The following is a 7,116-nucleotide window of genomic DNA, read 5'->3' as shown; positions in this document are numbered from 1 at the left end:
CCTTTGCTGATGGGCGCGTCTTTACGGGTGAGCAGGCCGTAACCTTGGGACTGGTCGATCGACTCGGCACCGAAGAAGACGCGCGTCGCTGGGCGGCCGAACTCGTAGGTCTCGACCCCGAAAAAACCAAATGCTTCACCTTTGAAGAAAAGAAACCCCTCGTCAATCGCCTCACCTCTAACAACAGCCTGATCAGTAACCGCCTGACTAGAGCGATCGACACCGTTCCTGGACTCTCAGCGGGAATGGACTGGCTAGAATTTGAACTCTCGACCAGTGGGCTTCCTCTGTGGCTTTATCGTCCCTAATGGCGGCGGGAATTGAGCGGGAGTTATCACGACCTTCAGGTTGACATCGCATCAAATCTCAGATCCTCACTCCCCATTCCTGACTTCCCTCTCTTACAATTGAACGGCTAACAGTCTAGAGAAAACCTGGAGGATGAGACGTGCAGTGGAGAGTTCGAGCGATTCGTGGAGCGACAACGGCTTCGGCAAACACCGTCGAGGCGATTCGAGAAGCAGTGACGGAGTTGATGGACGAGTTAGAGGCTCACAATCGGCTTGACCCCGACGAGATTATTAGCGCAACCTTTTCGGTGACTCGTGATCTGGATGCAATTTTTCCGGCGGCGATCGCTCGTCAGCGTCCCCACTGGGATAATGTGCCGCTTTTGGATGTTCAACAAATGTATGTAGAAGGAAGTTTAGAGCGTTGTATTCGCTTTTTGATTCACTTTAATACACCCGATCCCAAGGTCAGAATTCACCATCCCTATCTTCGACAAGCCAGAGATCTAAGACCCGATTGGTTAATGGCTCAAGTTGGAAATTCTTCAAATTAAGAACCATTTGATAAAAACAAAAAATTAGGGACATCGGCCTTCAAAGCCTTGTCCCTAAAGTTTTAAATTACTGTAGCTACCCTATTTGACGTGGATTCGATCAAATCTTTCGCTGCGGTTGTGAACCCAGGCAGCCCCCTAAATCCCCCACGAGCGAGGGACTTTGAACCCAAGAACTTGTCTGAAAGTGCCCCAAAATTGGGGGGTTGGGGGGCAGAAGCGCTGAAGAACGAAGCGAAAAAATTCCATCGAATTCACGTTATTTGAGTTGTAAGAATTCGGTGGTTATTAGTTAGTAATCAGTTGTTGATCGAAGGCGAATAACTAATGACTAAGAACCCATCTTTTAACAATTCTCACAACTCATTCAGGATTGCTCTATCAGCCAAACGTTAAACATCAGTGGTCAGATTAGTGCTTTTGAGATCAACGTTGCGTTCTGCAAAGTATTTGTTGAGGAAGGTGCTGGCAAACGACAGGATCACGGGTGCCAGAATAAAAGAAACCGGCCCATGAACGCTAAATCCAGGCGTGATTGCAGCCGCTAACGAGAAGCAGATTCCATTCACAACCAGCGTAAACAAACCCAGCGTTAGAAAGTTGATCGGCAAGGTCAGCAGTGTCAGAATTGGTTTGATAAAGGCGTTGACTAGACCGATCGCAACCCCTGCCACCAAAGCCGACACAAACGATTGAATATTAACGCCAGGAAGCACAATGTCTGTAACCAGCAAGCTCAGAGCAGTCGCCAACAGCGTAAAGAGATAACCGAGATAATTCTTCATTTCTTGAACCTCAATTTCATCAATAGTTAATTCTTCTATTCATGATTTTTGCGGATCGATTATCCAACAGCCTCCACACACAGACAGATTTCGCAGACTAGAACCTACAAAAAAAGGACACCGGATTGCGATGTCCCATTCAGAGAGGTTTAACGGTTACTTGCCGACTGAAACCGATTCTTCTTGAGCCGTGACCAGCGTCAATTCTTCGGCGGGTGCTTCTACAGGGTTATTGTGATGAAAGTGAATCCCTAAAAAGATGTCGTAGACAAAGCCTAAAAAGTTTTCTTTGAGTAGACCAACTGATTGTTTACAGCCCTTGGCATCCAAAAGCGGTTTAGTCGCATAGTAGGCGCGTTCGTAGTTGTACCAGGGCACCGACGGCCAGAGGTGATGCACGAGATGATAGTTTTGTCCCATGATCAGCCAGTTCAGCAGCGCATTGGGGTAAACTCTGGCATTTTTCCAGCGATCGCGCTCCGCAAAAGGACGATGTGGCAAATAGTCAAAGAACAATCCTAAAACTAAGCCAACGATCGCCAAAGGCACAAACCAGAAGTTAAAGACGTATCCCAAAAAGTGATAGTGGAAAGCCACATAGACCACAAGAACTAGAGAGAGCCGCGCCCAAAACCACTCGATCAATTCATTCTTGCGCCAAAGTTTGCGCTTAAAGAAGAAAATCTCATGGTAGAGAAACCGAGCATTAATAATCCACAGCGGCCCCATCGTTGAGACCACATGATCCGGGTCATTGTCAGGGTCGTTCACAAACGCATGATGCTGCATGTGAACACGGGTAAACACCGGAAAAGAAAAACACAACAGAAACGCACTGCCATGTCCTAAGAAAGCATTCATCCACTTATCTCGATGAGCTACGCCATGACAGGCATCGTGAATTACAGTTCCGACCATGTGGAGCGCCAATACATTCATACAGAAGCAGCACCAATCCACCCAACCCCAACACCAATAGCCCAACGTAGAAATCACAGCGATCGCCACCGAGAGCCAAAAAATGATGAGCGTCGGATTCAAGTCACCGGGAGCGCCGAGTAACTCTTTGGGAACTGTCAGGGGCTTTGTTGCCTCCGACATCTTTTCATCTCTCCTTTTTTACATCCTCGCGTCAGTATACGATACGCAACACCGTGAAGTTAAGTAAAGTCTCTTTAAGGTAGACAATTCGTTCAAAAACCCGACACCACCCAAATGAGCCGCCCCTCAAAACTCATCCCCTGGGAACTTGCTCAAAGAAAATAGGGTCAGGGGAAGAGAACAGTGAGAAGGGTTAAAACCACTATCCCACTTAGCATTCACGCGATCGATACTCACACAATTGAGGTTTATTTATCATGTCACGACGACAGTTTGGGTCGAGCTTAAAAATTGGAACGCTGGCAGTCAAGCGTGTAAGTCTTTTGATGGGAGCCACCCTGCTGTTGAGCGGATTGGCAACTACGGTTCCTGCTGGGGCACAAAGCACTTCACCGTCTGGAGATGTGATCATCAACACGGAGCCAGGCAATTCGGGGTCAACGACTCCCCCTTCTATCATCAATGGTGTTCGGTTTGCGTGTCAGACGATGAACGGACAGCCCACCGTCATGTATCAGCCCGAAAGCCAGCCGTCTCAGGCGTTTGCTTGGGCCACTCCGAGCACGTTGGGCGGCGGATGGGATTCGACGCGTCGCTGTAATGAAATTAGCCGCCGTCTAGAGGCTTACCGTCCTGATGGGCTGGTGGAAATGAAGACAGGCGTTGAGAACGGATACAACACAATTTGCGTGACGACCGATCGCGTTCCTTCCTGCCGTATTGTTTTAACCGTGCCCCCTGGACAAGATCCAGTCAGTACTCGCGATCGCGTCTTCCAAAATCTGACGGTAGCCGATAGCGGTCAACAAACTCAAGGAGTCGTCACCTTTGGCGAATCGAGCAACTCAGGCATTCTCGGTCAGATTGGGCAAGCTTTGGGAATCAACCGCAGAAATAACTCTCGTGTGCGATCGGGGGATATTAACCTCAAGCCCTTCCTCGATCGTAAAGATGGGGGAACTGGAGAGCGTCTGAGTGGCGGTGTCACAGTGCGCCAAGCGCCTCGGTCTAACAATCGTCTGAGAATCCGCTAGTCTTTGGGGGAGGGATGAGGCATGAGGCATGAGGGAGAACTTCGATGATCTGTTCCCCCTTTGGGGGTAATCCACTTCGTGAGGAGGGGTACGGTTGGGGTGTTCCTGCAAGGCGCTACTGTTAGTCTGGCAAGAACAAAGTGAGGAATGACGGTTCCCCTAAACCAATACAAGCTATCTTTTCATCCCTCATCCCTCATCCCTGGTTGAGCCAACTGCGCCACGATCGCCACTAACTGATCGGGGTCAGTTGGCTTTGTAATGTGGGCTTGAAATCCAGCCGAAAGCGCCTGTTGCTGATCGTATTCGCCTGCGTAGGCAGTGAGGGCGATCGCGGGGATCTGACTTTTGCGACCTGGTAGCAGGGTTCTGATCTGGCGCATCAGCATGTAGCCATCCATTTCGGGCATTCCAATATCGCTGATCAGGAGGTTTGGCTGAGAATAAGCGAGGGTTTTGAGGGTTTCAACGGCGGAGGAGACAGCCATCACGTCAGCGCCTTCTTGCTCTAAAACAAACGTGACAAAATCCCGCGAGTCCGCATCGTCATCCACCACGAGAATCTGCAAACCAGCGAGAGGCAAGACAGAGAAATTTTCTTGGGTTCGATCGCCCAGAGGCATCAGAGTCAGTTCAGGGTTTGTCATGGTGTCTTGTTTGAGAAGGGGTAGTTTGACCGTAAATGTGGTTCCTTTGTCTTCGCCCAGACTCTCTGCCCAGAGGGTGCCGCCGTGAAGTTCAACCAGTTGTCGGGCGATCGCCAGCCCCAGCCCCAGACCGCCATATTGTCGCGTCGTTGCGCTGTCTGCCTGCCGAAAGTAGTCAAAAATGTAGGGCAAAAATTCGGGACTGATGCCCTTTCCAGTGTCGATAACCCGAATCTGAGCCATGCCTTCGATCTGTTCGACTAGCACTTCGACTCGGCCGCCCGGAGGCGTAAACTTAACCGCATTGGAGAGAAGATTCCAAACGATTTGCTGTAGACGGGTCAGATCTCCCAAAGCGGTCAGAGGCGAGGGATGCGGTTCATGGTTGTCTGCTTGGTAGTGAAGCTCGATCGCTTTTGCTTCGGCAGCCAGACGCACGGTTTCTAAAGCCGCTGTGACGATCGTTCTCACATTTACAGGCGCGACATTGAGAATCAGCTTACCCCGCAGAATTCGCGAGACATCCAGCAGATCTTCGATGAGTTGGGCTTGCAGACGGGCATTGCGCTCGATCGTCATCAGCGCTTCTGTGGTTTTGGCTCCGTCAAAGGTGCGGGTTTGCAGCAGTTTTGCCCAACCTAAAATGGGGTTTAAGGGCGTACGTAGCTCGTGGGAGAGAACGGCCAAAAATTCGTCTTTGATCCGGTTGGCAGATTCTGCTTGAGCGCGGGCTTGCTGTTCGGCGGCATAGAGACGGGCATTCTCGATCGCCACTGAGGACATTTGCGCTAATTGCACGAGAATGGCTTCGTCTTCTGACGTAAATTCGCCCACCGTTTTGTCAGATAGCTGAATCAAGCCAATATTGTGCCCGTCTCGCCCGGTCAACGGAGCCGCCAACCAACCCCGCATGGGAGGATGATCCGCCGCGTGAGCGCCAAACCCTTTCCAACCCGGATGGGCTTCTAGCTCGGTTTGGGTCAGCCGCATTGGGCGATTGAGATGACACACGCAGGCATAAATGCCAGAGCCGTCGGCAGGTTCTTTATAATCACGCCACGCCGCATATTTGTCAGACAGAGAAACAGCGCTAATGGACTGGGCCCAGTTTTGGTTGGCGGTCAGGCTGGTCACGGATTGATGTGCGCCGATGATCGATCGCGCCTGTTCTGTAATGGTTTTCAGCACTTCGTCAACCGACAGCGCAGAATTCATCACGAGAGCCGCCTCGGTTAAGCCATGTAGTTGAGCGGTGTATTGCTGAGATCGGTTTAACATCTGTTCGCGTTCGACTTCGGCCTGCTTGTGTGAGGTGATATCAACCGTCACGCCATCAAAGCGAGTTGGATTGCCCTCCTGGTCATAAAAGCCTCGCCCGATCGCGCGTATCCAGCGAATTTGTCCCATTGGTGAAACGGTGCGGTAGTCGATTGTGTAATCAGATTTTTCTTCGAGGGAAGTGGCGATCGCTTGACGAGTCGGTTCGCGATCATCGGGATGCAGACGCTTATAGAAGAGGTCGATCGTCACATTAGTGTCGGGAGAAAGCCAAAAATGTGCTTTACATTGGTCGCTCCATTCCAGCTTGTCAAAGGGCAGATCGCAGTACCAGAGTCCTAATTCTGTCGATTTTAAGACCAGATCTAGCCGCTGACGATTAAGCTGTAGGGCGAGTTCTGCTTGCTTGCGTTCGGTGATGTCGTGATTGACTCCTAGCGTCCCCATCGGGTTGCCCTGGTCATCCGAAAACGGCACGACGATCGTCTCCGTCATCCCCTGGGAGCCATTTTTGTGAATAAAGGGAATTTCGCCTTGCCAGTAGCCAGTCGTCGTCACGCCGTTGAGAATTTCGGCTGTCAGTTGGGTTGCGGATTCAGGGGGGTGGATGATGCCCGGAGTTCTGCCCAGCATTTCTGTTTTAGAGTAGCCAAAAATCCTTTCTGCGCCAGGGTTCCAGTCGAGAATCTCACCTTGCAGATTGGTCAAGATCACCCCATCGTAAATGCGATCGAAGACGAGCGATCGCTGTCGTAGCTGGTCTTCGGTATGTTTACGGAGGACTTCGTTGCGCTTTGCTTCGGTCATGTCTGTAATCTGGACAACGCGCGATCGTCTGCCCCAAAAGCTTTCTTCGTGAGTCGTTTCTTTGACCTCGATCAGCGTTCCATTTTGTTTGCGATGTCGCCTGTTTGTGGGAGCAAGCGCTGAAGACTGAAGCTGCTCTATCAGATGGGGAACCTCTTCAATTGGGCAAATATTCAGGATGGTCATGTCCAAAAAGGCTTCTCGTGTATAGCCATAGTGCTGAATCGCCGCCTCATTGACCGCCAAAAATGCCAGTGTCTCCGGGTCATAGATCCACATCGGCTGCGGACTGTGCTCAAACAAGCGACGATAGCGATCTTCACTTTCTGCGAGGGCAACTTTGAGACGCGTCAGTTCATCCGTCAATTCATCCCTCAGTTCATCCATTGTGGAACATTGCTCTGATTCACAAGCCGACCTTTGGGGATCAGGTTGGGGATCAGCAAGAGCGAGCGATCGCGCTGGTGGCAAGGGAGCAAGTTCTTCAGACTTTTCGTGACTTTGCATTCGTCAGCTTCAATCATCCAAAAGTAGGGGTATCGTCAGTGAGCCATTCTAAAGGTTTAGAGATCCTGGAATGGAAACTGTACGATCGGAAGATGTGTACCTTTCGCTCTAAT

General features: G+C 50.6%; 6 protein-coding genes. 3 read left to right on the top strand and 3 right to left on the bottom strand.

The features are described from left to right. A partial coding sequence (locus ACJ2PR_RS26860; RefSeq protein ID WP_446879262.1) for a S49 family peptidase occupies positions 1 to 308 on the top strand: 308 nt, incomplete at its 5' end. A 140-nt stretch (positions 309 to 448) separates the two neighbouring features. Then, positions 449 to 844, top strand: a complete 396-nt coding sequence (gene aroH, locus ACJ2PR_RS26855; RefSeq protein ID WP_446879261.1) for a chorismate mutase — start codon at positions 449 to 451, stop codon at positions 842 to 844. A 392-nt stretch (positions 845 to 1,236) separates the two neighbouring features. Here aroH and ACJ2PR_RS26850 read toward each other — a convergent pair whose 3' ends face one another. Continuing rightward, positions 1,237 to 1,629: a phage holin family protein gene (locus ACJ2PR_RS26850; protein ID WP_446879259.1), complete on the bottom strand. Its 393-nt coding sequence runs from the start codon at positions 1,627 to 1,629 to the stop codon at positions 1,237 to 1,239. Positions 1,630 to 1,785: 156 nt separating this feature from the next. After that, positions 1,786 to 2,730 carry a beta-carotene hydroxylase gene (crtR, locus tag ACJ2PR_RS26845; RefSeq protein ID WP_446879258.1) on the bottom strand — a complete coding sequence of 315 codons (945 nt, stop codon included), beginning with the start codon at positions 2,728 to 2,730 and terminating at the stop codon, positions 1,786 to 1,788. Between the two features lie 257 nt (positions 2,731 to 2,987). On the opposite strand from crtR, the gene ACJ2PR_RS26840 reads away from it, so the two are divergent. After that, the gene (locus ACJ2PR_RS26840) at positions 2,988 to 3,764 is read left to right on the top strand and encodes a COP23 domain-containing protein (protein ID WP_446879257.1); all 777 of its coding nucleotides are present in this window, start codon (positions 2,988 to 2,990) and stop codon (positions 3,762 to 3,764) included. Between the two features lie 182 nt (positions 3,765 to 3,946). On the opposite strand, the gene ACJ2PR_RS26835 is transcribed toward ACJ2PR_RS26840, so the two are convergent. Then, positions 3,947 to 7,003 (bottom strand): PAS domain S-box protein, encoded by a 3,057-nt coding sequence (locus ACJ2PR_RS26835; protein ID WP_446879256.1) that lies wholly within the window; start codon positions 7,001 to 7,003, stop codon positions 3,947 to 3,949. Between the last annotated feature and the right edge of the window lie 113 nt (positions 7,004 to 7,116).

It is taken from the genome of Phormidesmis sp. 146-33, assembly GCF_052939515.1.
This window is presented reverse-complemented; position numbering and strand designations above follow the sequence as displayed.